The 26,082-nt window shown below is 65.0% G+C and carries 18 protein-coding genes and 3 pseudogenes; 9 read left to right on the forward strand and 12 right to left on the reverse strand.

From position 1 onward, the window contains the following. Together Q4543_RS20390 and Q4543_RS20395 are read left to right on the forward strand one after the other, a co-directional pair. Positions 1-111: pseudogene (locus Q4543_RS20390) on the forward strand (IS110 family transposase); the annotation flags it as partial. A gap of 466 nt (positions 112-577) precedes the next feature. Beyond that, positions 578-852, forward strand: a pseudogene (locus Q4543_RS20395) (transposase); the annotation flags it as partial. 48 nt (positions 853-900) lie between these two features. On the opposite strand, the gene iolC reads toward Q4543_RS20395, so the two are convergent. Beyond that, complete coding sequence (gene iolC / locus Q4543_RS20400) at positions 901-2,820, reverse strand: 5-dehydro-2-deoxygluconokinase (RefSeq protein WP_303441373.1); 1,920 nt, start codon at positions 2,818-2,820, stop codon at positions 901-903. An 8-nt stretch (positions 2,821-2,828) separates the two neighbouring features. Continuing rightward, positions 2,829-3,650: a MurR/RpiR family transcriptional regulator gene (locus tag Q4543_RS20405; protein WP_303441375.1), complete on the reverse strand. Its 822-nt coding sequence runs from the start codon at positions 3,648-3,650 to the stop codon at positions 2,829-2,831. Positions 3,651-3,888: 238 nt separating this feature from the next. Here Q4543_RS20405 and Q4543_RS20410 point away from each other — a divergent pair, with 238 nt between their 5' ends. From Q4543_RS20410 to Q4543_RS20430, 5 genes are read left to right on the forward strand one after another with little or no spacing between them, the layout of a single operon-like run. After that, a complete protein-coding gene (locus Q4543_RS20410; protein WP_303441377.1) occupies positions 3,889-4,839 on the forward strand; it encodes an L-idonate 5-dehydrogenase in 951 nt (316 codons plus the stop codon). Continuing rightward, positions 4,839-6,266, forward strand: a complete 1,428-nt coding sequence (locus Q4543_RS20415; protein WP_303441379.1) for a mannitol dehydrogenase family protein — start codon at positions 4,839-4,841, stop codon at positions 6,264-6,266. The genes Q4543_RS20410 and Q4543_RS20415 overlap by 1 nt, the downstream gene beginning before the upstream one ends. Next, entirely contained in the window at positions 6,259-6,756 is a 498-nt protein-coding gene (locus tag Q4543_RS20420; protein ID WP_303441381.1) for a TRAP transporter small permease, read from the forward strand. Before Q4543_RS20415 ends, Q4543_RS20420 begins: the two co-directional genes overlap by 8 nt. Positions 6,757-6,760: 4 nt before the next feature. Beyond that, positions 6,761-8,053: a TRAP transporter large permease gene (locus Q4543_RS20425; RefSeq protein ID WP_303441383.1), complete on the forward strand. Its 1,293-nt coding sequence runs from the start codon at positions 6,761-6,763 to the stop codon at positions 8,051-8,053. 22 nt (positions 8,054-8,075) lie between these two features. Then, positions 8,076-9,080 carry a TRAP transporter substrate-binding protein gene (locus Q4543_RS20430; RefSeq protein WP_303441385.1) on the forward strand — a complete coding sequence of 335 codons (1,005 nt, stop codon included), beginning with the start codon at positions 8,076-8,078 and terminating at the stop codon, positions 9,078-9,080. A 136-nt stretch (positions 9,081-9,216) separates the two neighbouring features. Here the strand turns inward: Q4543_RS20430 and Q4543_RS20435 are convergent, their stop codons facing one another. The 10 genes from Q4543_RS20435 to Q4543_RS20480 form a co-directional block, all read right to left on the reverse strand. Beyond that, positions 9,217-9,927: an IS6 family transposase gene (locus tag Q4543_RS20435; protein ID WP_303441386.1), complete on the reverse strand. Its 711-nt coding sequence runs from the start codon at positions 9,925-9,927 to the stop codon at positions 9,217-9,219. A gap of 199 nt (positions 9,928-10,126) precedes the next feature. Continuing rightward, positions 10,127-13,963, reverse strand: coding sequence for an amino acid adenylation domain-containing protein (locus Q4543_RS20440; RefSeq protein ID WP_303441388.1), 3,837 nt, complete (start codon positions 13,961-13,963; stop codon positions 10,127-10,129). Then, positions 13,960-14,187 (reverse strand): acyl carrier protein, encoded by a 228-nt coding sequence (locus tag Q4543_RS20445; RefSeq protein WP_216006076.1) that lies wholly within the window; start codon positions 14,185-14,187, stop codon positions 13,960-13,962. The genes Q4543_RS20440 and Q4543_RS20445 overlap by 4 nt, the downstream gene beginning before the upstream one ends. Continuing rightward, positions 14,184-15,830, reverse strand: coding sequence for a (2,3-dihydroxybenzoyl)adenylate synthase (locus tag Q4543_RS20450; protein WP_303441390.1), 1,647 nt, complete (start codon positions 15,828-15,830; stop codon positions 14,184-14,186). The genes Q4543_RS20445 and Q4543_RS20450 overlap by 4 nt, the downstream gene beginning before the upstream one ends. Before the next feature lie 53 nt (positions 15,831-15,883). Next, positions 15,884-17,260, reverse strand: a complete 1,377-nt coding sequence (locus Q4543_RS20455; RefSeq protein ID WP_303441392.1) for an ATP-binding protein — start codon at positions 17,258-17,260, stop codon at positions 15,884-15,886. A 203-nt stretch (positions 17,261-17,463) separates the two neighbouring features. Next, entirely contained in the window at positions 17,464-18,375 is a 912-nt protein-coding gene (locus Q4543_RS20460; protein WP_303441393.1) for an alpha/beta hydrolase, read from the reverse strand. Next, positions 18,372-19,322, reverse strand: a complete 951-nt coding sequence (locus Q4543_RS20465) for a TRAP transporter substrate-binding protein (protein WP_303441394.1) — start codon at positions 19,320-19,322, stop codon at positions 18,372-18,374. The genes Q4543_RS20460 and Q4543_RS20465 overlap by 4 nt, the downstream gene beginning before the upstream one ends. A gap of 11 nt (positions 19,323-19,333) precedes the next feature. After that, complete coding sequence (locus Q4543_RS20470; RefSeq protein WP_303441396.1) at positions 19,334-20,593, reverse strand: TRAP transporter large permease; 1,260 nt, start codon at positions 20,591-20,593, stop codon at positions 19,334-19,336. Further along, a complete protein-coding gene (locus Q4543_RS20475) occupies positions 20,587-21,093 on the reverse strand; it encodes a TRAP transporter small permease (protein WP_216006070.1) in 507 nt (168 codons plus the stop codon). The genes Q4543_RS20470 and Q4543_RS20475 overlap by 7 nt, the downstream gene beginning before the upstream one ends. Before the next feature lie 77 nt (positions 21,094-21,170). Then, the gene (locus Q4543_RS20480; protein WP_303441399.1) at positions 21,171-23,456 is read right to left on the reverse strand and encodes a FepA family TonB-dependent siderophore receptor; all 2,286 of its coding nucleotides are present in this window, start codon (positions 23,454-23,456) and stop codon (positions 21,171-21,173) included. 662 nt (positions 23,457-24,118) lie between these two features. On the opposite strand from Q4543_RS20480, the pseudogene Q4543_RS20485 reads away from it, so the two are divergent. Both Q4543_RS20485 and Q4543_RS20490 read left to right on the forward strand, forming a co-directional pair. Continuing rightward, positions 24,119-24,872, forward strand: a pseudogene (locus Q4543_RS20485) (hypothetical protein); the annotation flags it as partial. 191 nt (positions 24,873-25,063) lie between these two features. Then, complete coding sequence (locus Q4543_RS20490; RefSeq protein WP_303441401.1) at positions 25,064-25,420, forward strand: hypothetical protein; 357 nt, start codon at positions 25,064-25,066, stop codon at positions 25,418-25,420. Positions 25,421-26,082 lie beyond the last annotated feature (662 nt).

A 26,082-nucleotide genomic window follows, 5' to 3' on the forward strand; every position in this document is an offset into this window, starting at 1 on the left:
AACAGCGTCATCATCAAACGCCATGTCCATGCTGCCGCCAAGCCGGGCACGTGGTTGAGCGGAATGCTGTCCCGCAAGCCACCGATGCTGGTGCGGGTGGCGCTGGCAAACAGCCCTCTCACACATGCTCCGCATGTGTTGCCGGGCGACGACTGGCACGGATCGTTTGGGCCCCCCTCTTGGCAGCATGCTGTGCATGCGCCTGCCGGGCAAGGGGTGGCCCGCGGTGGTGTCTACAAGGCTCCGGCCACGGCGGCGTAAGCCGTGAGGGTCGCGAGGACGTCGGAGCGAAAGAGGGGCAAAGAGCAGTTTGGCGCAATCGTCGTGAGACGGGATCGGGAGAACCAGTGTGCAACAGAGTGCCTGAGAGCACGCGGCTTTGATCTGGACCCGATCTTCGAACACCATACGGGCCCGCGGCAAGTGTGACGCCGCATCATGAGGCCGGACACATGTCAGCACCCGATGACGCGCCAAAATCAGCGCTAAAATACTTCTTGCGCTTGGGGCGGTTACACGTGTTGCATAAAACCTGTAAGGGATTCATCTCTTGAATCGAGCATAGTAGACGGGTGGCATGAGCGAGCCCACACCGGCCGTCTACAAGACCAAGAGCTGACCCTCCTACAATGAGGCGCTCAAGCGCCGTGGTTCGCTGACCGGCAGCACATGCTTGCATGTGTGAGAGGTTGGTTTGATCCCGTCGTGACCTGGCAGGCCGCGCCGACCGGCAAGCGTAGTCGCCAGCCCGACGATAGCGATGTAGCGATCCAGACCTGCCTTACGATGACGGTGCTGTTAGGCATGGCGCTCAGGCAGACGACCGGGCTCGTTGAGAGTGGTCTGCCCCTGGCGGCCGTCTCATGCTGCTACCGTCAAGTTGGCAATCCCATCTCACTATCAGGCTGCCTTTGCCCGCCGCGCTTCCTGCCAGCAGTCGATCAACTGCTCGAAGCGCGCGCGCATCATGGCCTTCGCCGCGACATCGTCGATGTCGCCGGTAAGCCAGGCTCGGGCCGCTGCGCCGAAGATCGTGCGGCCTACGGCGAAGCCCCGAACATGCGATGAGCGCGCCGCACGGGTGATGCTCTGGGCAAGCACGTCGGCTGGTGCGTCGAGACCCAGCAGCAGGACGCCCCGGCACCATCGGTCGTTGCGTTCGAGGGTCTCGCCGACTGCAGCCCAGCCCGCATCGCTCTGATCGCCAAGCTTCCACCAATCAGGCCGGATACCCTCATCGTAGATCTGCTGCATTGCCTGCGCGGTCGCGATCTCGCCGGCAGTACTTTCGGCGGTGGTGATGATCTCAAGCAGGAATTCATGCCGGGTCAGCCGCGCCGCCGAAGCAAGGCGGTGCATTTGGTCCATCTGTTCGCGGCGCAGGGGTTCGGGGTCGTCGGGGTTGTAGAAGACGAGGCATTTCACCACGTGATCGTCGGGCCAGGAGGCCAGCTCGCCGCCCAGCGAGGCGGCTCCCTCGAACTTCAGTGGACGCGAGCCGGGCAGTTCGACCGGGCGCCCGATCCACATGCCCTCGCGCTCGGCGCGGAACAGCGCCTGTCGGCCGTAGGTGCTGTCGAGCAGCGTGCCGAGCATCATGCCGGGGCGGCGCGCCTCGAGCATGGCGTCGAGCGCCAACTCCTTGAAGGCGGCGATGCGGGCAGGATCGGCGCCGGACTCGGCTGCCATCGCCTCGAGCTGCGAGCGATGGTCGACGGCAAAGGCACAGACGTCGTCCCAGACGCCGCGACGGTTGGTGGCCCAGTGCACGTGCTCGAGATCGGCGTCCTCGCGCAGGCGCGGGTTGATCACACCGCGCGACAGGAAGAACTGCAGCTCCTCCCAGCTCGGGTAGGCAGGGGCACAGCCGTGGCGTGACACAGCCAGCGCGCCGCAGGCGTTGGCAATGCGGCAGCATTCCTCGATCGGCAGGTCGCGCACGTATCCGCGCAGGAAGCCTGCCATGAAGCCGTCGCCTGCACCCAGCACGTTGAACACCTCGACCGGGAAGCCCTGTGACGAGATGCCGTCCTCGAGATTCTGGGGAATGTCATCGGGGAAGACCAGGCAACCTTTGGGGCCAGTCTTGAGAACGATGGTCGCTCCCGACACGTTGCGAATGTTCAGAAGCGCCTCGCGGGTGTCGGTGGAGCCGCCAGCGATGTGAACCTCTTCATCGGTCCCCACCACCACGTCGCAGCCGGGCAGGATGCGCTGCACGCGAGCGGTGATCTCTGGATCGGCGACGAAACGGATGTCGCCCTGACCGGCGCCGAGCAATCCCCAGAGGTTGGGGCGGTAGTCGATGTCGAACACCACCTTGCGCCCGGCCTCGCGGGCGATGCCCATGGCCTTGAACGAGGCGGCCTCGAGGTGGGGTTTCGAGAAATGCGTGCCGGTCACCACGATGGCGCGGGCCGAGCGAATGAAGTCCGGGTCGATGTCGTCCTCGCTCAGCGCGGCGTCGGCGCAGTCGGTGCGCACGAAGAGCAGCGGGAAGTTGCGGTCGTCCTCGATGCCGAGAAAGGCCATGGCCGTCAGGCGCTTCGGGTCGGTGGCAAGGCCGCAGGTCTCGACGCCCTCGGCCTGAAGCGTCTCGCGCACGAAACGGCCGATCTGGTCATCGCCGACGCGGCTCAGAAGTGCGGTCTTGAGGCCAAGCCGGGCTCCGCCAACGGCAATATTGGTCGGACAGCCGCCGATGTATTTCGAAAAGCTGCGAGCGTCCTCCATCCGACAGCCGATCTGGTCGGCGTAGAGATCCGCGCAGGTGCGGCCGATGGTGATGACGTCATATTGCGGCGAGGGCAGGGTGGACATGGGTTTCCTCAGTCTTCCTTGGTGGACTTGGCAGCGCAGAGCGTCCCGGCGCGAATGGCCAGGACCAGCGCGAGCGAAATCGTTGCGTTGAGCGAACGGAAGCCGTCTACGCTGGCCTCCGAGATCTGGAACCAGCTGTCGGCGTGAATGAAGGGAGCGCGCGCGAGATCGGTGATCGCGATAGTCTTCGCCCCGGCGGCACGGGCGCGCTCGAAGGCGGCGATGGTCTCTTCGGCGCTCGGGTGGAACGAAATCGCGACGACCACGTCCTCGGGGCCGACGGTGACCATCTGCTGGGCCAACGTGCCACCGATCCCGTCAAGCAGATTCGCGGGGACTTCGAGACGGGCGAGGTTATAGGCAAGGTAGGTGGCCGCGGTGAACGTCCGTTTCTGAGCGAGGACATGCACGATGCGCGCTTCGGCCAGCAGTTTCGCGGCGGCCTCGATCTTGTCGGCAGGGGCGGCGCGCTGCAGGTCGCGCAGCGACGCTATACCGGCCTCTACGAAGCGCTCGGTCATCTCTGCGGTGTCCACGGCGGCACCGCTTTTCTCGAGGTTGCGGATGCGTTCCTGGTAGGACCCGGCGCTGGCGTGCAGTTCACTGCGGAACACCGCCTGCATTTCGGAGAAGCCGGAGTAGCCGAACTGTTGTGCGAAGCGGACGATGGCTGAGGGCGCCACGCCGATCTCGTCACTGAGCGTCGCTGCGGTGCGCAGGGCCACGGCCGAGGGATCTCGCAGCGCGAAATCCGCGATCAGCTTCAAGCGCTTGCTGAGATCGTCATAGGCTGCGGCAATCTTGTCCCGCAGGCTCTCGTAGTCGGTCACAGGTCGGCTTTTGTCACTGTCTGATGGCACGGGCTTGGGTCTCCTCCGGCTGGCTCGCTACTTTTAGAATGAAAATTCCATATTGACTAGTTTATAAACGTTATGTTCTAAAACGCCCCGCATCAAGCGCATATTTTTAGCGCGAAGGGAGGGGGAAGACGTGAAAGCCTGTGTGATTCACGGTGCTCGGCAGGTCCGCATCGAACAAAAGCCACAACCGATTCCGGGGCCTGGCCAATTGCGTCTGAACTTTGCCTTCGGCGGCGTCTGCGGTTCGGACATGCACTATTTCGAGCACGGTCGCGTCGGCGACTCGGTGTTGCGCGGGCCAATGGTCCTCGGGCATGAATTCTCCGCCGTCGTCGACGAGGCCGGGGCGGGTGTCGAAGGCTTTGCACCGGGCGACAAGGTCGCCGTGACCCCCGCGCTGCCCTGCCAACGTTGCGACTACTGCCACCGGGGCCTGACCAATCTTTGCACTGACATGTCGTTCATGGGCAGCGCTGCGCGCTTCCCACATTGCGATGGTGGCTTCGCCAGTGCTCTCGTGGTCGAGGCACGTCGGTGCATCAGGCTTCCCGAGGTTGCCGACCTGCGCCACGTGGCGATGGCCGAGCCATACGCGGTTGCGCTGCACGCCATCTCGATGGCGAGCGATCTTGCCGGTGCGACAGTTCTGGTCACCGGCGCCGGCGTGATCGGTCAGATGTGCGCCACCGCCGCGCGTGCGGCCGGGGCAGCTCGGATCCTGATGAGCGACATCGCTCCTGCGGCGCTGGAGCGCGCCCGCGGTCTCGGTGTGGACGAGGTCTTTGATGCCGCAGATCCCGCGGCAATTGCGGCGCTGACCGAGGCGCAGCGGTGCGATGCGGTTTTCGAGGCCTCGGGAGCTGCGCCTGCGCTCAGCACTGCGATTGCCGCCTGCAAACCCCGTGGCGTGGTGGTGCAGGTCGGGTTCCTGCCGCCGAAGGCGCCAGTGGACTTCGCGAAACTACTCACGCGTGAGATCACTCTCGTTGGCACCTACCGCTTCATCAATGAATTCGCTGAGGCCGTTCGACAGATCGTGGCTGGCGAGGTGGATCTGCGCCCGATGATCTCGGCTGATCTGTCACTGGATGCGCCAGAGGCGGTATTCGAGCGCGCGTTCGACAAGGCCGAGACCCTGAAGGTCATGGTGCATTTCTGATGATGTGGGAGCTTTCCTACAACCGGGCCGCGCTGAGGTCGCATGCCGCCCATCTCGGGGTTGGGGCGTTTCACCGCGCTCACCAACAGGGCTACTACGACGATCTCGCCTGCGCGGGCGGCGATTGGGGCGTCGTCGGCGTCAACCTCACGCCACCGGATCTCGCGGAGCGTCACGCGGCACAGGGCGGGGTTTACTCCGTACTGACAGAGGATGGCGATGGCGCCACCTGCCGTCCTATCGGCACGCTGCTGGAACTGCACGACGCCGCCTCTGCCCCCGGATTGGACTGGGCCGGGATCAGTTTCGCAACCCTCACCATCACCGAGAAGGGCTACTGCCACCACTCCGGTACCACGGAGCTCGACCCTGACAAGGTGGTAGCGGATCTGGCGACGCCAGAGACGCCACGCACCGCCATCGGCTACCTCGCATGGATGCTCGAGCGGCGCCGGCGCGCGGGGCAGGGGCCTATCACACTGGCGAGCTGCGACAATGTTCCAGACAACGGCGTACTGCTCGGCGCGGTGCTGACCGACTACGCCGCGCGCGCCTTTCCGGAGTTGTCGCGCTGGATGGCGCAAAACGTCGCTTTCCCGACGTCGATGGTCGACCGCATCGTACCCGCCATGTCCGACGCCAGCCGCGCCAGGCTCGAAGTGGCTTGCGGATGCGCGGATACGCTTGGCGTGGTGGCAGAGCCGTTCAGGCAATGGGTGATCGAGGACCGCTTCGCCGCGTCACGACCGGCACTTGAGCATGTGGGTGTACAGGTGACGTCCGACCTCGCCTCCTACGAACACATGAAACACCGGCTGCTCAACGGGCTGCAGTCGGCCTACGCCGAGCTTGGCCGGCTGTGTGGCCACGAGGGCTCGCACGGGGCGGCTACCGATCCAGTGCTTGCCGCCTGGGCGGTGCCGTTCCTCGCCTCGCAGTCTGACACACTGACCTGCCCAGAGGGCGAGGATCTGGAAATCTATGGCCGTACCAGTCTGCGCCGGCTTCAAAACCCGACGATTCACCACCCGCTGAACCAAATCGCCAGCGATGCCAGCTTCAAGCTGCCGCAGCGCATCGGCGCCCCAGCGGCGGAGCTCCTGGCTCGGGGCGCCCGGGCCGAGGCGCAGGCAATGGTGCTTGCGGGTTGGGCGCTTCAGGTGGGCGATGGCCAGGTTGACTGTGGCGGTGTCACGGTCTCCGACCCGATGGCAACAGATCTTGCCGCGCTCAGGACGCGTCACGGGGGCAGTGCAGAGGATCTCGCTCGAGCACTTCTGGCGCAGCCCATCTGGCCCGAGCGACTGCGGACCGACCCGGACTTCGCCGCTGCCACGGCCCATTGGATCCGTGCTTTCGCGGCCGCCACGCCGGCCACGCGTCGCGCCCGGATCGAGGAATTCTTAAGGGAGAGGATGAATGCGTAAGGTCCTGGGTGGGCGCACGCCCGAAGAATGGCTCGGGGCGATCCTGATGACGACCGTGGTCGGCCTGCTAGGCTTTCAGGTGATTGCCCGTTTCGGCATGGGCCGCTCGTTCAGCTGGCTCGAGGAAGTGAGTCGTTTCGCCTTTGTCTGGGCGGTCTATTTTGGCTTCGTAATCGCCGCCGAAGGCGACCGGCATATCCGCGTCTCGCTGCACCTCGAGTTCCTGCCGCAGAAGTGGAAGCTGGCGATGCTGACTCTCGCCGACCTGCTGTGGCTCGTCTTCAACGCCGTCGTCATCTGGCACGGCTACTGGTTCACCGTCTCCATGTTTGAATTTCCCTACATCTCGCAGACCACCGGCATCAACTTGGTGTGGGTCCAAATGATCGTGCCGCTTGGCTTTGCCTTCATGTCCGTCCGCATCGTGCAGGTCATGGTGCGCCGTTGGCGCACCGGCGACGGCCCGGCCGACGCGCGGATGGGAGAATAAGATCATGGATCCGACTCTCCTTATGGCGCTGTCCTTTGTCGTCCTACTGCTTATCGGCGTACCCGTCGGCATCTCGATCGGCTTGGCGGCGGTGCTCGCCATGGCCTCGGCCAACATGCCCATGTCCTACCTCGTGCAGACCGCCTACAGTGCAGTCGACGAGTTCACCATCATCGCCGTGCCGATGTTCATCCTCGCCGGCACACTGATGGAGAAAGGCGGGCTGACACAAAGGCTCATCGGCTTCTCTCGCTCCATCGTCGGCCCGGCGCCGGGCGGACTTGCCACTGTCACCATCGTCGCCTGCACCTTCTTTGCTGCAATCTCGGGTTCAGGCCCGGCCACCACCGCAGCCATTGGCTCGATCATGATCCCGGCCATGATCAAGGATGGTTACGACAAGGGTTTCGGCGCAGCCATCACGTCGTCGGCTGGCGGTATCGGCGTGGTAATCCCGCCGTCGATACCGATGATCATCTATGGCATCACCTCGGAGACTTCGATCAGCGCGCTCTTCGTGGCGGGCGTGATCCCGGGCTTGCTGCTGGCAGTGGCACTCTGGGCCACCAGCCGCTTCATTTCGGTCAAACGCGGCTACAGCTCCGGTGATGTCGAGGCCCGCAGCCTGCACAACATCGGCCGCAGTGCATGGGAAGCGAAATGGGCGCTCGCGGCGCCGGTGCTGATCCTCGGCGGCATCTACACCGGCATTTTCACGGTGACCGAAGCTTCGGTTGTGGCGGTGCTCTATGCGCTGTTCGTCGGCATCTTCGTTTACCGTGAGATCCGCGTGTCGCTCTTCGTCGACGCAGTGGTGTATGCGGTGCGTATCACCGGCACCGTGATGCTGGTGCTGGTCACCGGTCGCATCATCGGTCGTATGCTGTCGATGTTCCAGGTGCCGCAGCAGGTTTCCGGTTTCCTCATCGACGCGGTATCGGATCCAACCATGCTGATCCTGTTGGTGCTGCTCATGCTCGTTTTCATCGGGATGTGGATGGAGACGCTGACACAGATCATCATCCTGACTCCGTTGCTGCTGCCGGTGGTCGCCAATGTCGGGATAGACCCGATCCAGTTCGGCATCATTTTCGTGATCGCCTGCGAGATCGGCTACTCGACGCCGCCCCTCGGGGTGAACCTCTTCGTCGCCTCGGAAATCGGGGAGACCACCGTGGAGAAGGTGTCGAAGGCCTCGATCCCGTTCCTCTGCGCCGAGATCGCCGTGATGGTGCTGGTTGCCTTCGTGCCCCAGCTCACCCTCTGGCTGCCCAGGATGCTGGGCTTCATAAGCTGAACGTCATCAGGAGGAGACTACATTGAAACTGTTCACCAAGACCCTTGCCACGGCCGTGTTCGCGCTGTCGGTGGCCATGCCCGCGCTGGCGGCCGACTACACCATGCGTCTCAGCCATGGCGACAACGAGAACAACCCGACCCACAAAGGGGCGCTGAAATTCGAGGAGCTCGTCGAGAAGTACTCCGATGGTCGCATCGACGTGCAGATCTTCCCGTCGAACCAGCTTGGCTCGGAGCAGGAAGTGGCGCAGGCGCTGCGCATGGGCTCGATCGAGGCCGAGATCCTCTACACCGGCAACCTCGTGCCACTGGCCCCCTCGGTCGGCGTAATGATGCTGCCCTATGCCTTCACCTCCAACGAAGAGGCCCACGCCGCCATGGACGCGCTGAAGGATCCGCTGAACGAGCGTCTTCCGAAGGAGGCGGGCGTGCGGGTGCTGGGCTATTTCGAGAAGGGATTCCGCGTGCTCACCAACAGCGAGCGCGAGGTCAAGACCATGGACGACCTGAAGGACCTCAAGATCCGGGTCTCGAAGAACAACATCGCCATCGAGACCTTCAAGTCCTGGGGACTCGATCCGATCCCCATGGCCTGGGCCGAGGTCTTTCCGGCGCTGCAGCAGGGGGTGATCGATGGTCAGGAGAATCCCTACACCACTGCGATCTCCTCGAAGTTCTACGAAGTGCAGAAGTATATCACCGAGATTCACTACCTGATCTGGTCCGGCCCGATCATCGTCTCCGAGCGCTTCTACCAGGGTCTCCCCGAGGACCTGCAACAGGCGCTCGACAAGGCCGGTGTAGAGGCCGCTCAATACGAGCGCGAGGTTTCGGCGGAAGAGACTGAGGCCGCTAAGGAAAAGCTGGTCGAACTCGGTATGGCCCTCACCGGCGCACCTGAAGACGAGGTGAAATGGCAGGAAGCGGCCAAAGCCCTGTGGCCTCAGTTCGCGGCCGATATCGGCGGCGCGGAATGGGTCGAGGAAGCAACGCAGATCATGACCAACGCCATCGCAACACAATAAGTGTGGCGCTTCGAAGCAGATAGCTTGAATAACCGCCTTTTCCAGGCAGGCCAGCTTCCACAAGCTGGCCTGTCTGTTCGTTCGGGATTGCCAACCTGACGGCATCAGCATGAGACGGCCGCCAGGGGTGTTTGTGTCAGGCGGTCATTTCGAGCGCATAGTTGTGCCACAGGCCGAAGGCATCGGATCCTGCATGGCGGTATGAGGCGGTGGAGAGGCGAAAGCGACGAGGTCTGAAAATTGTATTGATTTGATCGTGGGCCGCGAGGAACCTTAGCGCCTGCCGGATCGTTTTGGACCGGCCCATGACCTTGTCTCGCTTCCGGATTGGTCGGTGTGACCCTTCTATGCGTTTGTTGAGTCCTTTATGTGCCCGGTGATCGGCTTCAGGCCCGAGAGCACGGATCGGTTTGATGTAACTGCGCAATTTGTCAGTCACGACGACACGCGGCTTGCCATAGCGGGCGATCAGCCGGGCAAGGAAACGCTTGGCGGCTTTGGCATTTCGGCGTGGTTGCACAAGGATATCCAGCACATCCCCATTCGCGTCCACCGCTCGCCACAACCACTGCTTCGCGCCGTTGATCGGAACGACGACTTCGTCCAGATGCCACTTGTCGGCAGCAGCGGGGCGGTCACGCTTGATGCAATCGGTGAAATGCCGACCAAACCGGTTCACCCATTTGCGCACGGTTTCCCCCCTGACGGCTACACCGCGTTCGGCAAGAAGATCCTCGAAGTCCTCAGTGCTGAGCGCGAAGCGATGATAGGCCCACACCGCGTAGGCCACGGCTTCACGAGGAAAACGATAGCCTTTCAGGCACGGCATCTCAGCTGCTATCATCATGCCAAAACGCTAGACGCCCCCAGGGGCTTCAGAAAGTTGGCAATGCCCATCATACCGCCACGCTCGAGGCGACGGGTTCAGCCTCTGGGCCGATTATACCGCCGAAGTGGCGGCGTGATCGCCCGATGTCCAGAGCTTTAAAAGCCACGAACAGCAACTTGGCAATCCCGAACCCCGGTGTTCGCATGTTGTTGCGCGCTCAGCCCGGCGCGAAGCTTGGCTTCGGCAGGGGCCGCAGGTGCGAGACATAGCCGCGCAAGGTCTCGGGCGCGATCAGGTCGGGGTGGTGGCAATCAAGCTCGATGCTGGTCACGCCCTGCGCATAGGGGCGCCACAGCGCCGCGTGCCGGGCGCTGCCCGCCTGATCGCGCAGCGCGGTGACATGGGTCAGCGGCGCGCGCAGGCGCGGCTCGCGGTGGTTGCGCACCAGCGCATTGGTGGCCCGGACAGAGCGGATCACCCCGTCTTGCACCGCTTGCGGCAGTTGCGCCAGCGGGTGCCCGTGCCGGCGCAGAAACCCCATGATCGCCGAGCGGGTATCGAGGTGACGGTGCGCCTCGGGATCAAAGCCCGCGATGGCCAGAAGCGCGCGCAGCGCGGTGGCCTCGTCCGGTTCCGGCTCGGCGCACCAGCACTCCGAAGGGTAGGCATCGAGCAATAGCAGCGTGTCGATGCGGCGGCCTCGGCGTTCGGCCTCGGCGGCCATGGCATGGGCGATGATGCCGCCCAGCGACCAGCCCAGCAGATCCAGCGGCCCGTCGGGCTGGATCTGGTCGACACGATCCATGTAGCTGCGCGCCATGGCGGTCAGGCTGTCGGGCGCGGGGCTGTCGTGCAGCAGCGGCGATTGCAGCCCGATTACCGCGCGCCCCGGCAAGGCCTTGGCGAGCGCGCGATAGCACCACGCCAGCCCGCCCGCCGGATGCACCGCAAACAGCGGTGCGCCGCCCGCGCCAAGGTGCAACACGGGGCCGGTGCCATCGTCGCGTTCCGTCGGCACGCTCAGCCGCCGCGCCAGATCTCCTAGCACCGGATTTTCCAGCACCGCGCCCAGACCCGGATCGCGCCCGGTTTCCTCTTCGATGCGCAGGCAAAGCCGCACAGCGCCAAGGCTGTCGCCCCCGGCGCTGAAGAAATCGATCTCCGCGCTCGCGGGGGCCGTCAGCCCGAGAATTTCGGCGTATAGCCCGGACAGAAGGGTTTCCTCGGGGCTTTGCGCGGCGCGGCCAAAGGTGGAGTCGATCGGTTTGGGCAGCGCCTTGCGGTCAAGCTTGCCACTTGGGGTCAGCGGCAGCGAGCTGAGCAGAACGATCTGCGCGGGCATCAGCGCCAGCGGCAGCCGGTCTGCCAGCGCCGGGCGGATCGCCGACGCATCGGCCCCCGCACGCGGCACGGCATAAGCGAGCAGCCGGGCCTGCCCGTGGGCCTCATCGACGATCACCGCGCCTTGCGCCGCAAGGCCGGTGGCATGCAACGCGGCCTCGATCTCGCCCAGTTCGATGCGCATGCCGCGGATCTTGACCTGACCGTCGGCGCGCCCCTGATAGGTCAGCACACCCTGATGATCCGATACCGCGATATCGCCGGTGTCATACATGCGCCCGGCCTGAAACGGGTCGGGGAGGAAACGCTCGGCGGTCAAGTCGGGCTGGCCCAGATAGCCCTGCGCCAACTGCCGCCCCGCCAGAAACAGCCGCCCCGGCACGCCGTCCGCCACCGGACGATGGCGCGCATCCAGCAGGTAGGTGCGGGTGTTCCAGACCGGGCGGCCAATGGGGATCGAAGCGCCCTGCGCCAGCGCCAAAGCCTCTTGCGCGGTGACATCCACCGCCGCTTCGGTCGGACCGTACAGATTGTGCAGCCGCCCTTTGATCCGGGTGTGAAAGCGCTGCGCAAGCCGGGTGGGCAGGGCCTCGCCACTGGCAAAGACGCGCGGAATGCAAAGACCGTCGGATGCGGGCGCATCGAGGAACAGCTCCAGCATCGAGGGCACGAAATGCATCGCGGTGATCGCCTGCCTGCGCACCAGCCCGGCCAGCGCCACCGGGTCGCGATGCGCGCCGGGAGGCGCGACCACCAGCGTCGCCCCGCTGAGGAACGGCATGAACAGCTCCCATACCGACACATCGAAGGTGGTCGGGGTCTTTTGCAAAATACGGTCGCCGGGGCCGATGGCGTAGGTATCGCGCATCCACAGCAACCGGTTGACGATGGCGTCATGGGTGATGACCACCCCCTTGGGCGCGCCGGTCGATCCGGAGGTGAACAGAACATAGGCCGGATCGTCGGGCTTTGGCGGCAGCGGCGTGGTTTCGGCGCCGGGGCTGGACGCTTGCAGCACCGGGATATCGCCAAAGGTGCTGCCCGGCGCGGCAAGGATCGCGGCGGGGGCGGCGCGGGCGATCATCGCCGCGCGCCGGGCGCTGTCGTCTTCGGGATCAAGCGGCACATAGGCCGCCCCCGCCCGCAGCACCCCCAGCAGCGCGATCAGCAGATCGACCGAACGCGGCAGCGCCACACCAACGATATCGCCGCGCCCGATGCCGCGCCCGGCAAGCCGGCGAGCCAGCGCGGCGCTTTGGCGATCAAGCTCGCCGTAGCAAAGGCGGGTGTCGCCGAACAGCAGCGCCGGGGCGTCGGGGGTGGCGCGCATCTGCGCCTCGATCAGCGCGGGCAGGGTGGTGCGGGGCACATCATGGGCGGTGTCGTTGCGCGCGATGATGTGGCGGGCGGTTTCCGCCGAGGTCAGCGTCGCAACATCGGCCAGCCTGCCTGCATCGACGGCGCGGGTCAGGAAATCGGTCAGTCGGTCGCACAGCGCCTCGACTTCTGGCGCCGTATAAAGCGCGTCATTGGCATCGACTTGCGCCAGCAGCCCTGTTTTCGGATCGCCCCGGAAACACAGCGTCAGATCGTCGACCGAGCCCGCGCCAAGGATCTTGAGCCTTGTTTTGCAGCCGGGCAGCGCGGGGCAGGCATCGAAGGGCAGGATATTGATCAGCGGCCCCCAAAGCCGCCGCCCCGCCCCGATGCGGCCAAGCTCGCGCGCCAGCGCCTCGCCCCGGTAGCGCCCGTTGCGGCGCATCGCTGCCAGACCGGCGCCGACTTGCCCGACCCAATCGGCAAGCGGCGCGTCCTCATCCAACGTCAGGCGCAGCGGCAGCACGTTGACCTGCGTCGAGACGGTGCGCGCGACGCGGCCCATGCGGTTTTGCAGCGGAATGCCGAGGACGATCTCCTGCGTCTCGCCGGTGGCGATCTGCGGCATATGGCGGGCGATGAAGGCCCCCGCCAGTGCGCTCAGCGCATCGGTCCAATGCACATCTGCGCGCGTGGCCAGCGCCTCCAGCGCGGCGCCAGTGGCTTGCGGCAAGGGCCGTTCGGCACGCTGAAACCAACGCCCGTCGCCATCTGCGCCGCGGCCCATGCTGTCGATGGCGGGCAGATCCTGTAGCTGCTCGTGCCACCAGGCGCGTTGACGGGCGCGGGCGGGCGCGCCAGCAAAGCGCGCCTCATCTTCGATGGCGCGATCAAAGGGGGTGAGCGGATCACCCGGCAGCTGCGTTCCGATTTGCCCCCCGATTTGTGCTGCGTAAAGCGCGGCCAGCCGTCGGGTAACTTGCACCATCGCCTGCCCGTCGGCGGCGATGTGGTGGATGCGCAGCGTCAGCACGTGCCGCAGCGCGCTCAGCCGCCACAGCGTGACCCCCGCCACCGGCCCGGTTTGCAGACCCATCGGCTCGCGCGCCTCGGACAGGATCGCTGCGTCGATATCGCGCTTTGTCTCGCGCTGCACCAGTCTTGGCGCGCCGTCCGGCTCAAGGCGCTGCTGCGGCCCTTGCGGCCCATCGCGAAAACGCAAGGACAGGCTTTCGGCTTCTTGACCCAGCGCCTTTACCGCGCGGGCAAGCGCCTGCGGATCAAACGGCCCGTCAATAAAAAGCGCCTGCCCGGTGACCAACACCGGGCTTTGCGGATCGCGCGCCTGCGCATACCAGATGCCAAGCTGCGCTTCGGTCAGGGGTCGCCAAGTCATTGCGCCGCCCGTGCGATATCCCAGAACGCGGCCAGCGTTTCGCATTCATACAGCTTTTCTGACGGCAGCGTCGGCTGCAGCTCTTCCCAGCCCATCAACAGGCGCATCAGTGCAATGCTGTCCAGCCCGAGATCGCCAAGATGCTCATCGCTTGGCACCTCCTCGACGGGCAGGTCCAGCGCGGCGGCCACATCGGCGCGCATCTTCTCGAGAGTCAGTGTCATGCGGAAGGGTCCAATTCGGAAAGTACATCGGCGCGCAGCGTCTCACGCAGCTGCCGGCGCGAAATCTTGCCCACGGCGGTGGTGGCAAAACCATCGACCATGCGGATCTCGTCGGGGATCTTGAATGCGGCGACCTCGCGGCTGCGCAGGTATTTGCGGATCTCGGTCGGGCTCGGCGCGTCGCCGCGGGGCTGGATAAAGGCGCAGGCCCGCTCGCCCAGCCGCGCATCGGGGATCGACACCACCACCGCGTCGAATACGCCGGGATGGCCGAGCAGCAGGTCTTCGACCTCTTCGGCGCTGATCTTTTCGCCGTTGCGGTTGATCTGATCGTTGGCCCGCCCCTGCACCACAAGATGTCCAGAAGGCAGGCGGATCACGATGTCGCCGGTGCGGTAGAAGCCGTCTTCGGTAAAGCTGCGGGCGTTGGCGCTGTCGTCGTCGTGATAGGCGCGGATGGTATAAGGCCCGCGCGTCAGCAGGTTGCCGGGCTGGCCATCGGGCACGGGTGCGCCTGCGTCATCGAGGATCAGCACCTCGTCATCGGGGCTGATGGGGCGCCCCTGGGTGCCGGTGACGATCTCGTTCGGGTCATCGTCGCGCGTGTAGTTCACCAGCCCTTCGGCCATCCCGAACACCTGTTGCAGGCGGCATCCCAGCAGCGGCGGAACCCGCCGCGCGCTTTCAGGCAGGAATTTCGCGCCGCCGACCTGAAGCGTGTTCAGCGTCGGCAGATCGGGCCGCGCCTTTTGTGCCGCATCGAGCCAGAGCAGCGCCAGCGGCGGCACGAGGCCGGTGATCGTCACCCCCTCGCGGGCGATCAGCGGAAAGGCGATCTGCGGCATCGGCGCGGCGCAGAGCACCACCCGGCCCCCGGCATAGAGCGCGCCGAAATGCCCCGGCGAGGACATGGTGAAATTATGCGCGACGGGCAGCGCAGCGAGATAGACGCTGCGCTCGGTGATGCCGCAGATGTCGTTGCTGGCGCGGATGGAATAGAGATAATCGTCATGGCTTCGCGGGATCAGTTTGGGCAGCCCGGTGGACCCGCCCGAGATCTGGCAGAACGCCACCGCCTGCGGATCGGGATCGGGCGGCAGGCTGGCGGGATCGCCCGCGATCGCGTCCATGTCCAGCGCGCCCTCGGGCGCATCGCCCGCGACAATCACATGCGCCAAGCCGGGTAGATCGGCGCGCAGGCCCATCATCATCGCGGCGTGGTCGAACCGGTCGATCCGGCCCTGCACAAGGACCGCCCGCGCCTGCGCCTTGCGCGCCAGATGCGTCACCTCTGTGCGGCGATGGGCGGGCAGCGCAAAGACCGGCACCAGCCCGGCAGCAAAGGCCGCGAACACGGCCTGAAAGAAACCCGGTGCGTTGCCCATCTGGATCAGCACCCGGTCACCGGGCATCAGCCCCAGCGCCAACAGCCCGGCCCCAAGCGCCCGCGCCCGGGCGTTCAGCGCGCCATATGTCAGCTGGTCCTCGCCCGAGGTGATCGCCACGCGGTCGGGGTGATCGGCGGCGCGGGCGCGCAGCATGGCGGGAAAGGTCTCGCCCCGCCAATACCCTGCGGCGCGGTAGCGCGCGGCAAGATCGGCGGGCCAGATCTGGGTGGGGGCGGTTTGCGTCGGCTCTGTCATGGGGCTCTCATGCGGTGAGACGGGGCCGCGACGGGCGCGGCCCCGGCGTGGCGTCACTTGGCGGTGAGGCGGGTCAGCTGGTGGGCGGTGGGGTCGTCTTCGCCCGCCGATTTGTTGACCACATAGACGTTGCCCTGCCCATCCTGCGCGAGGTGGTTCGGGGTCGAGCCGACATCGAGATTGGCCAGCAGTTCGCCCTCGGGGTCGAGCACGGCGACGGAATGCCCGTTGCGCAGCGCGATAAAGACATTGCCCGATTGTGGTTCGACCACGGCGTTCAGCGGGTTGGCCCCGACGTTGACCTGCCGCAGCACCTCGCCGCTGGTGCCGTCGATGACGCTGATCGTGTCATTGCCCTGCGCCACGGTATAGACGCGGCTGCCATCGGGGCTGGCCGCAAGGCCGATGGTGTTGTCGGACCCGTCGATTGGCCAGGCGGCGTCCTGCGCGCCGCTGGCAAGGTCGATCACCGCAACCTCGTCGCTGCGCAGCGACGAGACGAACAGCTTGCCCGCCTCGGGGGCGAGCGACAGGCTTGCGGTGGCAAAATCCTGCCCCCGGCGCGAAGAGGTCAGCGTGATCGGCGTCAGCTCTTCGAGCGTTTCGGTGTCGAATACATGCACCAGTGGTTTGAAGGTCGCGGTCACATAGACCTTGCCATCGTGGTAGACGGCATCGCGCGGGTGCGACACGGTGCCTGCGTCGAACTGCTTGATCAGGCTCAGGTTATCCGAGCTGTAGACCGCCACCGTGTTCTGCCGGGTGTTGGTAACCCAGACCTGCCCCGGTGCCACGCCAACGCCGTAGACGGCAAAGACGCCGCCGTCAGAGCCATCCGCGCGCGCAGGTGCGGCGGGGGGCGTGACGCGGGCGGTGATCTCCATGGTGTCGGGGTCAAGCTTGGCCAGTTCCGACACCTTGACCGGCGGGCGGCCCACCGCGCCGGTGACGAACACCGCACCATCGCCGATTGCGACCTGATAGGGGTTGTGCACGATCTCGACCGATTGCGCGCTGTAGGCGTCGGTATTGATCGCGCCCAGCTCCTTGGACACCTTCAGATCGAAGGTCGTCGCATAGGGCGCATCGCCGCCCATCTCGACCACCACCGGATAGACCCCAGCTGCGGTGCCTGCGGGGATGGCGAGTTTTGCCGTAAGCCGGCCTTCGTCGTCGGCGGTGAAGGGCGAGCCAGCCAGCGCCTCTCCGCCTTGGCGCAGCGTCACCGGCTGGCCGGGGGCAAAGCCGCGCGCCTGCACCTCTGCTTCGCCGCCCGCAACGATGGGGCCGCGGTTCGGACCCGACGCACCGATGCGCCCGTCAAAGCTGCCAAGCCCGGCAAAGGGGTCGGCCAGCGCCATGCCCCCCGCCGCGATCATCATTGCGCCAAGCGCCGTGCTGCGCAGCCATCTTGCCGTGGGATATGTCATGTCCATCTCGTCTCCATGCCCGGGCACGCGGCCCGGTGTTTTGCCAGCCCGGGCCGCGTGCCCGGTCATTTCAGGATTGCCCTTCGGCTGCAGCGAGGCTGTGGCTGGCGGCGCGGGCAGCGCCGTGGGGGCAGGCGATGCCCCGTCTTGATGCGCAAAGGGCCGGTCTTTCGGCAGCCCTCGCGCAGGGTTCGAACGCGCGGCTAAGGGCGGCCCGTCGCAGGGCTGCCGGTTTCGAGCACAAACCTGATCGATTGCCGGAAGGTCTCGCCATGGCTTAGCCCGTCAAAGACCGTGTACCTGCCGGGAACGTCGGCGGCGCGCAGGCTGGCATTCAGGTTGCCAAGCGCGTCCTCGGGCAAGGCGGCGCGCATCCTGACCAGCTTTTGCGCGTTGGCATTGCTGGGGTTGCTGGCGCGCTCACGTTCAAGTTCGCCCTTGTGGACGTCAAGCGCGCGGTGCGGCCAGTTCCCGACGCGCTCACTCAGCCGCGTCAGAAAGCTGCCATTGTCCCACCACAGCGACGGGCTTGCCGCGATATAGCGCGCAAACGGGGACGATGCCTCGCCCGCCGCATACAGCACGAACAGCCCCGCGTAAGAATGGCCCCAAAGCGCGCTGCGGCTCATGTCGATGCTGGCGCGCGCCTGTACCTCGGGCACGACCTTGTCCGTCAGCAGCGACAGGAATGTCGCCGCGCCGCCCCCCGGGCGCCCGCGCGGGTCTGCCACCGGGCTGCCATCGGCGCTGGCGGGGGTATAATCGCGGGTCCGCGCATCACCGGCAAAGCGTTGGTCGGTGTCGTAGCCCAGCGTCACGATCACCGGCAATGGCGCATCGAGGCTGCCAAGGAAGTCATCGCTCAGCAGTTCCAGCACCGCCTGCCCGTCGAGCGCAAAGAGCACCGGAAAGCCGCCCTCGGGCACCGGGCCTTTCGGGACAAGAATGCCGATCCGATAGGGCATCGACGCGCCATCCGGTCCGGGCAGATCAAAGCTGTCGGTGTCGACCACCGTCGAGCCGGTCGCAAGGATCGACGGTCCCAGCGGGTCTGTCGACGGTTGCGCAGCAGCGCCCAGTGGCAGCAGCATCAGGATCAGCACCAGCAGTCTCATTGCGCGGCCTCGGCCTCCAGCCGTGCCAGCAGCGGCGTTTTCGCGCGCCACTCTGTGTACCAGTCATCAACCGCCGTGCCGAACCAGTCGCGCCCGACCTCGATCACCGGCACATCGGTCTCGCGCAGCCGGGCGAGGTTGATCGCGTCGATTTCGCCGTAAAGATCGACCATGGCGGCGATCTGCGCCTTAAAGATGGCGTTGATGCTGGCGCGGTCGTCTGCGCCGATGCTCTGCCATTTGCGGCTTGAGGCCACGGCGGCCATCGGGAAGATCATGTGCCGCGAGTCCAGAATGGTGCCCGCGTTCTTGTAATAGCCGGAATTCCACGTGCCCTCGTGGTCGATCTGCATGGCGTCGACCTGCCCGTTGGCAAAGGCATCGTAAAGCGCGGGCAGCGGCATCGGGGTGGGCGCGGCGCCGAGCAGGCTCCAGAACGCCATCTCGGGGGCCAGCGGTACGGTGCGGATGCGCAGACCGTCCAGATCCGCGGCCTCATGCACCTCGCCAGTGGTGACCACCTGTCGCATCCCCGCCATGCCCCAGGCCAGCCCGTGCAGGCCGAAATCGCCCATGCCGTCCAGCAATTCCCCGGCCACCTCGCCGCGCAGCAGCCGCGCCGCATCCTGCGTGTCCTTGGCCAGATACGGCGCATAGAAAACGCCGTAATCATCGCTGCGGTTGGCGAATTCCGCCGAGGTCAGCAGGGCGAAATCGATGGCGCCGGTCTGTAGCTGTTGCAGTATCCGCGCCTCGTTGCCCAATTGGCCCGACGGCATCACGAGGATCTCGACCCGCCCATCGGTGGCATCCTTGATCTGCGCGGCGATGGATTCTGCGGTTATGGTCCATTGGTGCGGAGGCGGGGTGATCAGGCCAAGGCGGTATTGCTCGGCGCTGGCAGGAGCCGCCAGCAGCAGCAGGCCAAGGATCAGGGAACGGTGCATGGCGCCTCCGGTCATTGCAACAGGGTCAGGGGGCCAAGCGCAAGGCCCGGCACAAGCGTGAGGATGGCGAGCACCGCAAGCGCGCCGCCAAGGTAAGGCAGCAGCAACCGCGACAGGCGACCGGCGGAAACGCCGGTCTGCATGGCTGCCGTATATAGGCCGACACCCACGGGCGGCGTCAACAGCCCGATGGTCAGATTGAGACAGGCGATCAAGCCAAAGTGAACCGGGTCGATGCCATAGGTATCCGTGGCCACGGGCAACAGCACCGGCACCACGAGGATAAGCGCTGGAATCGGGTCCAGCACCATGCCCAGCCCCAGCAGCATCAGGTTGAGCAGCAGCAGGAAGATCAGCGGGTTGTCGGACACAGCCGCCAGCTGCGCCGCCACCATCGCCGGCAGGTTTTCCCAGGCCGCAACCCAGGCATAAAGGCTCGCAGCGGCGATCAGCAGCAGGATCGAGGCACTGCTGCGGATGGTGGCGATCAGCGCTGGCCAAAGCGCGGCGGGAGTCATCTCGCGGTAGATCAGGCAGCCCACCGCAAGCACGGCCAGAACAGCGACGACCCCGGCCTCGGGCGCGGTGGCAAGCCCCCCGAGGATGGCGGCGATCATCGCGGCGGGGATGGCCAGCGCAGGCAGCGCCTCGGCGAGGGTGCGCGCGGCAGGCGCGCGCGCGGGTGCGGCGCGCTGGCGGTTGTGCACCGCGGTGATCGCCGCCAGCACCGCCAGCAGCGCCAGACCCGGTCCGATCCCGGCCAGAAACAGATCGCCGATCGGCACCTGCGCAATCACGCCGTAGACGATCAGCAGCATCGAGGGCGGTATCACCGGCGCCAGCAACCCGCCCGCAGCGGTCAGCGCGGCGGCGCCGTCGCGGGGATAGCCGGCGCGCTCCATCTCGGGCACCGCAAGGCGCGACATCAGGGTGATCTGCGCCACGGTCGATCCCAGCACCGCCGCCATCAGCGCATTGGCGATCAGGACCGCCTGCGCCAGCCCGCCGCGCATCCCCCCCGTTGCCAGCCCGGCCAGCGTGAACAGCCGCCGTCCTGCGCCGCTGGCATTCATCAGCTCGCCCAGCAGGATGAAGATCGGCAGTGCCAGCAGGCCATAGCTTTCCATGCCCTGAAACAATTGCTGCGGCAGGCTCAGCAGCAGCACGCCGTTGCCACCAAGCACGATCTGCAACACCGCCCCCGCGATCATCGCAAAGGCGATGGGCAGGCCAAGCGCCATCAGCAGCGCGAAAGTGGCAAGGCTCAGCATCGCAGCACCCGGACAAGCGCGTGAAACAGCGCCCCCAGCGCGGCGGGCAGCATCGGCAGCCAGAACCAGATCTTCAGCACGCCCAGCGTCATCGTCGGTTCGGTATAGGTGAAATTCCCCGCATCGCGCGCCAGCTGCGCCCCCGATCCCGCCGCGATCAGCCCGACCGGGTCCAGCCAGACCCACAGGCAATAGAAGAACCCCAGCAGCAGCGCCACCAACACAAGATCGACCCCGCGACGCGCCCAACGCGGCAGGTGCCGCAGCACCCCATCCACGGTCAGGTGAGCGCCCCGCGCAATCGCCGCCGAGCCAGCGAAGAAGGCCGCGATCACCATCGCCAGCACTGCCAGCTCGTCGCCCCAGATCAGCGGGCGGCCAAGGCTGCGCATCACCGCCCCCGCCAGCAAGCAGCACAGCGCTGCCCCCAGAAGCGCGGCGGCGATCCGTTCTTCGGCGGCGGCGAGCTTTGCGTCAAGGCGCGCAAGCATTTGGGACATCTGGTGGCTCGTTCATTGCTGAAACACCGCCCGAGGCATGAGGGACCCCCCCCGGGCGGTGTTCGTCGACGTTCTGATCAGAACGTCTTGGTCAGGCCGAAGTAATACCCCCGGCCCGGTTCGTTGTAGGTTTCCGCCCCTTCGCCCGAGCGCAGGATGCTGGTGTCGAACACGTTGGTAACCCCGGCCTTGAAATCAAATCCGTTGTCGAACTGATACGTCATGCCAAGATTGACAAGCGTATAGGGATCACGATCCTGATCTTCGTCCGTGGCATAGCCGCTGTAGCTGCTGTATTCCGGTGCTTTGATCCGGCCATAATGCGTCAGCGACGGGATCAGCGTGAAGCGGTCGTTCACCTGCCAGTCGAGCGCGGCGTTGATCGTGTAATCCGGCACCAGCGACAGGGGCACCTCGATGTCGATGGACTCGTAGGTGTCGCCATCGCTGGTGGTGCCGCCGTCGATCTTGAGCCGTTGCTTGGACGAAATCATGTAGGTGCCGTTGACCGACAGGCCGACCCGATCGCTGAGTGGCATGGCAAAGCTGCCCTCAAGGCCCGACACCTCGGATTCGGGGATGTTCGTCCACTGGTACAAGCGCGCATCGCTGCCGCTGACCGAGGTGGTGCCGATCTGTTCGGTGCCCGCCTGAATCTTGTTGCGGTAATCGTTGTGGAAATAGGTCAGCGTCGCGTTGATGCCGTTGTTGCCCACATAGGCCACACCGATTTCCGAGTTGATCGAGGTTTCGGGATCCAGATCGGAATTGCCCAGCACATAGCACGGCCCGTCCCCGACATAGGGATAGGGGCAGCCATTGCCGCGCGTGGTGTATACGTAGGAATCCGACAGCTGGTAGACCGTCGGGGCTTTATACGCCTGCGCGATGCCGCCCTTGATCGTCCATTCCGATGTCAGCGCATAGGACGCGTTCACCCCGCCCGAGAAGGTACCGCCGAAGGTGTCGGCGAAATCATAGCGCACCGAAGGCGTCAGCGTCAGCCGGTCGTTGAACTGGATGTTGTCTTCGAAATAGAGGCCGAAGGTCGTCTGTTCGGTGAAATCGCCGGCGGTCGAGGAATCGAAGCTGCCGTCATCGGACAGGATCGAAGAGAACTGATCGTAATCGCTGGTGTCCAGCCGTTCCCAGCGCAGCTCGGCCCCGAAGGTCAGCGCCGATGGGCGACCCCATGTGCTGTGATCCACATAGGCTTCGGATTTGGCGGTGACGGCCTCGAGGATCGCGGTTTCCCAATCCTCGGTCGTGTTGATGGTGCCCTCACCCCCACCGGCGGTGCCTTCGCCAAGGCGACTGTTGTCGGTGCGTTCATATTGCAGATAGCTTTTCGTCTCACCCCAAGCGTAAGACCCATTGTGGGTCAACGCAAAGGTGCCGCGTTTCATCACGTTGGTTTCTTCACCGTCTTCGGCAAGCTGGTAAATCTCGCTGCCTTCGGTCGTGCGGCTGCCCAGCTGCGTGTCACCGGCATAGATGTTGCCCTGACGCGAATAGCCCAGTTCAAGGTTGAATCTGTTGGCCTGTGTCGGTGCCCAATCCAGCCGCAGGGTGTAATCCTCATTGACCACCCCTTCGCTGCCCGCATCATAGGTGCAGACCTCGGTGCCGGTGCCATCGTCTTCGCAGGTGGCCTCATCCGCGTTGACCTCGGGGTCGTCGGCATCGGTCTTGTTGTAGTTCGCCGAAAACCGCAGCGCGAAATCTTCGTTCAGACGCTTGGCCCACAGCAGGTTGTAGCGCTGGGTCGCGCCCTCATCCGAGCTTTCGGGAATTTCGAAGCTGGTGCCGATCTGCAGCAGATCTTCGTCCGGGGCCTTGGTGATGATGTTCACCACGCCGCCCGCCGCGCCCGAGCCATAGCGCGCCGCCGCCGGGCCCCGGATGACCTCGATGCTCTGCACCATTTCGGCGGGCACCCAGTTGGTGTCGCCGCGCGTGTCGCGTTCGGACGAGCGTCCCTGCTTGACCGCCATGCGCGACAGCACCGGCTTGCCGTCGATCAGGATCAGCACGTTTTCCGGCCCCATGCCGCGAATGTCGACCTGACGCTGGTTGCCGCGCTGCCCCGAGGGCGAGCTGCCGGTCAGGTTGACGCCGGGCATCTTGCGGATGATCTCGGCCACGTCATTGACCACCGGAAGGCGTTCGAGATCCTCTTCGGTGATGGTCGACACGCCAAGCGCCTGCTTGATCTGTTCTTCGGCGGTCAGAACGATGGTGCCCAGATCATACGATCCGCCGTCTTGGGTCGAGACGGTCTGACCAAGAGCCGCGCCAGACCAGGCCATGGTGCAAAGCATTATGGCTGACCCGTTCGCCAGCCGCGCACGTGCAGATGTCATGCACTGCCCTTTCGATTTTCAGGATTGCATGCTGGCGCTAGCTGGCGATTGAGGCTGCTTGTAGCGGGCCGAAGCACGCGTTCAATCCGGGCAGAGGCGTTCCGTTAATTCAAGTTATGAATGTGGTAAATTTACAAATAAAGTCAGGTATTTACGGGGTGCCCACGCGAAAAACAGCGGCCCGGGATCGGGTCGCTATTCTGGCGGTTGGAACCAGCGATTTCCGCAGATCGAGGCGTTGTCTGACGCAACGGGATTACGTTGCGCCCCGATCAGGACTTCTTGGCAGTGAGGGCATCCCGTCGGCTCTGCACGGCAGAGGCACTGCGAGATGTGGCGTGGGGATCGCTGCGCGCGTTTCGAAAAACGGCGCGGCAGTCACCGGCTGTTCACGATTTTGCGCTGAGATGTGAGCGGGCGCAAGGGGCCGCCGACATTTTTTCTGCACAATTGCGGCGCGCGCAGCTGGCTGTGGGACGCTGGGCCTATGCTTGAGGTGCGCTGATAATGCAAAGTGCGTCCCAGCCCGCTGCTTTGCAGGTGGCGGGCGCAGCGCTGGCGGGAAAACTGCGGCGCAGGGTCGGCATTGATGGTGTGACTGCCCCCGACGGCATCGATGTGCCAAGGTGGGCCTGCGACGATCCACACCGGTCATGTCGTAGATTGTACCGGTCGGGCTCGATCTGGCGAAGACTGTGTGCCCGGTTCACGGGGCTCCTGCCTCGGGCCGGGCGGTGCTGCGCAGGGCGCTGGGAAGAGAGCACGTGATCTTGATCTTCAACCAATTCCCGATCTGCACTGCCGCGATCGAAGCTTGCAGGGGTGCCCAGTTCTGGGGCCGACAGATCGGCAAGCTGGGTCACGAGCTGAGACGGGTCCCGCCCGCCGACGTGAAACCCCTCATGGAGCGCCAGAAAAACGATGGTGAGAAGACCCGTAGCTGCAGTGCGGCTGCGCAAGTTGACAAACGATGCCGAGACAATCTGCGAGGCTTGAAACCGTTGGCGCATCGAGAAAATGATCCGGGGGATCGGTAAAATACGCAGCACGGGTTCGTGCCTGTAAAGAGCGAGGAAACCCAAGGCGCGGCTATGGTGTTTCGCGCGCTTTTGATCCGGCAGAGGACTCGGGCCATCAATGCGTGGGGCCGAAACCACGCCTCAGGCGTGACGCGCGGCCTCACGCCACGTCAGCATTCGACCGGAGGCAAACAACGGCTTGGGGCGACGACAACCCTTTCTTGACATGCCTGCGGGGTGCAGTGTCGGGCAAGGGATGGGCAACCAGTCCCTCAGGCGGCTGCTGACCATCGGGGCGAACAGCGTTATCATCAAGCGGCATGTTCATGCCTCGGCCAAATCTGGCACATGGCTCGGCGGGATGCCGACGCGCAAGCCGCCGAAGCTGGTGCGGGTGGCGAAAAGGTCGGCAGGGAGCGACTGTTCAGCACCGGTATCGCCAACGATCAGATCTATCCTAGCGTCGCGGGGCTAACGGTCACGGGGTTGGCCGGGGGCAACTGGATGATCACGTAGTCGAAGGGCAGCACCGCCAATATCCGGCTGCGGGTCTATGACGAGGACGGCGCCGCCCTGACTGGCGGCCTCATGGTCACCGAGACCACCGGCAGCGCCTCCACTGATGGCGCCTATGCCGAGATCATTACCACGCTCGACGATTGCGGTTTCGTGGTGAGATGGTGCCACTCAGGCGGCGGCGCGGTCACCGAGCGCTACGATGCCTATGCCCGGGTCTACAATGCCGACGGCACGGCACGAACCGGCGAGTTCCAGGTCAACATGACAACGTTGTCAAACCAGAGTGGAATTGCCCCCGTAGCGGAGTGCGCCTTTGCGGATGGACCCGTCGGATCGGTTGAACTGACCCGTAGCGGGCATTCAGAGGAAGATAACCCATGCCCAGAGGGCGCCGCAGCCACAGCACCGAATTCAAATGCCAGGTAGTCCCCGAGTATCATGGCGGCGAAACGCTCCACGCGCTCAGCCGCCGCCACAACCTGATCCGCATCTGGGTTGAGAAGGCCAAAGTCGGTGCCCTCGACGAGGGCGTGGCAGCGACCGAACTGATGACAGAGTATGAAACGCGGATCGCCGCCTTTGGGCGACTGGCAGGACGCCAAGAGCTTGAGGTCGAGTTTCCAATGGGGGGCTCAGCGCTCCGGACGCCCGCGGAGAGGCGAGCCTACATCAGGGATTGTGTCTGACGTCAGCACCTTTGGGACAGATTTGAGGATATGATTAACGGAGGATTTTTGGTTCATCGTGGCGTTGTTGCACAGCTCGAAAGATGGAATTTTTACTTTTCGATTTCATGCGGTTACAGGGGCTGCATGCTTAAGGCACTTCCCGTTGGTTACCGCACAACCTACTGGTCGAGCTAAAATGCCTCCCTAAGGAAGCGGCGATCTCTGTTGATCTATTGCCCGGCAGGACATGCTTGCATCTGTGAGAGGGTGGGTCGACAAGGACATGGCCTGGCGTGCGCCGGTAGCGCCCGAGGACGTTGATTAATTTCATCGACGCTGCCTTGGTAATCCCCCCGTTTTTACGGGGGCTTGGTCGTAGAATTTATGCGGCCATTTTCAGTTTCTGGACGGGTGTCATCC

Source organism: Salipiger sp. 1_MG-2023 (genome assembly GCF_030547555.1).
In the GTDB taxonomy this organism is placed as follows: domain Bacteria; phylum Pseudomonadota; class Alphaproteobacteria; order Rhodobacterales; family Rhodobacteraceae; genus Salipiger.